Origin of the sequence: Aliiglaciecola lipolytica E3 (assembly GCF_000314975.1) — a bacterium.
Taxonomy (GTDB): domain Bacteria; phylum Pseudomonadota; class Gammaproteobacteria; order Enterobacterales; family Alteromonadaceae; genus Aliiglaciecola; species Aliiglaciecola lipolytica.
In genome coordinates this window covers 1-2201 of record NZ_BAEN01000029.1, presented here as the reverse complement: position 1 = coordinate 2201, position 2201 = coordinate 1, and the positions used below count along the sequence as shown (strand labels likewise).

Annotated in this window: 5 protein-coding genes; all 5 read left to right on the top strand. The window is 38.0% G+C overall.

Translation table 11 applies throughout. The features are described 5' to 3' along the window. Nucleotides 1-189: hypothetical protein (locus tag GLIP_RS22030; RefSeq protein ID WP_407638136.1), on the top strand; the 189-nt coding region annotated here is incomplete at its 5' end. Nucleotides 190-307: 118 nt separating this feature from the next. After that, nucleotides 308-685, top strand: a complete 378-nt coding sequence (locus GLIP_RS06390; RefSeq protein WP_040522164.1) for a DoxX-like family protein — start codon at nucleotides 308-310, stop codon at nucleotides 683-685. 124 nt (nucleotides 686-809) lie between these two features. Further along, complete coding sequence (locus tag GLIP_RS06385; protein ID WP_008842541.1) at nucleotides 810-1082, top strand: hypothetical protein; 273 nt, start codon at nucleotides 810-812, stop codon at nucleotides 1080-1082. A 112-nt stretch (nucleotides 1083-1194) separates the two neighbouring features. Next, nucleotides 1195-1473, top strand: coding sequence for a DUF7684 family protein (locus tag GLIP_RS06380; protein WP_008843779.1), 279 nt, complete (start codon nucleotides 1195-1197; stop codon nucleotides 1471-1473). Between the two features lie 135 nt (nucleotides 1474-1608). Next, on the top strand, nucleotides 1609-2112 hold the full coding sequence (locus GLIP_RS06375) for a hypothetical protein (RefSeq protein WP_008843778.1): 504 nt from the start codon (nucleotides 1609-1611) through the stop codon (nucleotides 2110-2112). Nucleotides 2113-2201: the final 89 nt, after the last annotated feature.

The window sequence follows — 2201 nt, the reverse complement described above, 5'->3', positions numbered from 1 at the left end:
ATTACACTTATGTGTACGCAGCATAATGTAGATAGTCGTCGCTTCTATAAAATCGTATTGCCTGAACTTGAAGCTGTATATTTTGAAAGTTGGGATGACACTAATGTTTTTTATTTACGTAATACAGAGCATGCAGTGCAAATTGAAAAATGGGCAAACGAATGTGGCTTGTATTGTTTGAAAAGGTAACCTAACAAGTGAATTATGTCGTTCGTAAACTCACTGGGAATTTTACTCGCTGGCCTTCGGCCAAAGCGCTCCTAAAATCCCCATATTCAAAGCGTTATATATACAAGGAAGTTTTCAGTTGTCATCAATTCAAATAGCACGATTTATAGTGAGCTTTAGTTGGATCTATCATGGGATATTCCCAAAGTTAATCCACATAGCGCCTATGGAAAAGCTTATGACAGCAAGTTTGGGATTTTCAAATGAGATTTCTGATTTAATTACTCAATCAGCAGGAGTTGGCGAAGTAATATTTGGTATTGTGTTCTTTGCTTTTTATCGTTCGAAATCGGTTTTAATTCTAAATATTTTAGGATTAATTGGTTTATTATTATTTGTCGTAATATTGCAACCTCAGCTATTAATTGAAGCATTCAACCCTGTAACTACAAATATTCCAATAATTGGTTTAAGTCTTGTTTTACTAAACAATTTAAAGCAATCTAGTCAGGCGTAAATGTATATATAACAAGTTGCTCAAACGGACAAATTTCAGCTGGCTTTTGCTCGTTCCTCGCTAATTTTAGCCAGCTAAAATTTTCCGCTTAGCAAGGCGTTATACGCCAAAAAAGGAATTTGAAATGACAGAAGTTTATTTTTACTGTGCAATTGGTTTATACGTTTTAGCAAGCTTTTCGGTATCTGTGTTCCTTATCAAGAGAGACGACCTTGATACGTTCCAGAAGTCGGTTCAAACAATTCTGGTTTGGTTAATTCCAATTTTAGGCGCGATAATATTTTGGCGTGTAAATAAAAGTCACGATATCGCATACGAAAAAACAAAGGCTTTTGGTGGTGGCGCTGGTAGGCTAGGTGCATATGACTCAGCCGGAGATGGCGGAGGTAGCGACTAATGGCGTATAACAAAACAATAAACATCATTCGCTTCGCTCACTGGGAAAAATCCTCGCTGGCACTTCGTGCCAAAGCACTCGGTTTTTCCTGTTATTGTAAGCGTTATACGCCATGAAAAAGATAGTGCTACTTTCAAATAAAAAGTATTCAGCAGAAAGTGAGGATTTTCTACTTTCTTTAATAAACCAAGGTTGTGAGTTAATTTGCTTCGTAGGCTTAGATTGTGAAAGTTGGGAAGAAGCCATGGATGAGTTGGCAATAGGAGATGGGAGTAATCCCAAGTATATTACAACAACAAGTCATCCAGCAGAGTCATTAGATGAAGTCATAAATATGGCAAAACATATGAAAACTGGTGGCTCTAACAATATTAATGTGATTGAGGTGTAAGCGTATAACAAGCGCATTAACCACTCGCTGCGCTCGCTGGGGACAAAAACACGTAGGCTCAGTCGCTTCGCTCCAATTTTAGCCTACGTGTTTTTGCCCGTTATGCGGGTGTTAGAAAGCTAAAGGAAGCATCCAATGAATATCCACCAATTGTCGGAACTGGTATTAAAGGTTGCTGCAATTCTTTGTTTCACATATGTATTAAGCCATTTGGGTTATTACTTCAGCTTTTTCTTTATTGAAGATATACCTCCTATAGATCTCATCATCACTAACGCGATTGGGCCGACAATCGGACCAATAGTTGTAGGTATCTTTCTGCTAGCAAATGCAAAAAAATGGGGAAGTAGACTCGTCGCAAATAAATCGGATACACAGGAAGTATCCCTGGGAGAATGGCACGCCATATTTTTATCCTTGATGGGTTTGTTTATTGTAGTGAAAACAATCGTGCCATTCGTAAATCAGGTTTTTGCTATATTGCAATTTCAAAATGACTCAATGGCTAAAGAACTTCCTATTTCTTTTGTAGCTTGGCTAGTTGGATATTCCATCACTATTCTTGTTGGTCTATGGCTATTTGTGGGCGCTAGGGGAATTGTTGGTGCAATTCGGAAGTTAAGGTATGCGGGGACTTAGCCTTCTAACAAGCCATTAAACAGGGACAAATAATAGTTGGTTTTTGCTCCTTCGTCGCTTATTTTAACCAACTAATATTTGCCCGTTAA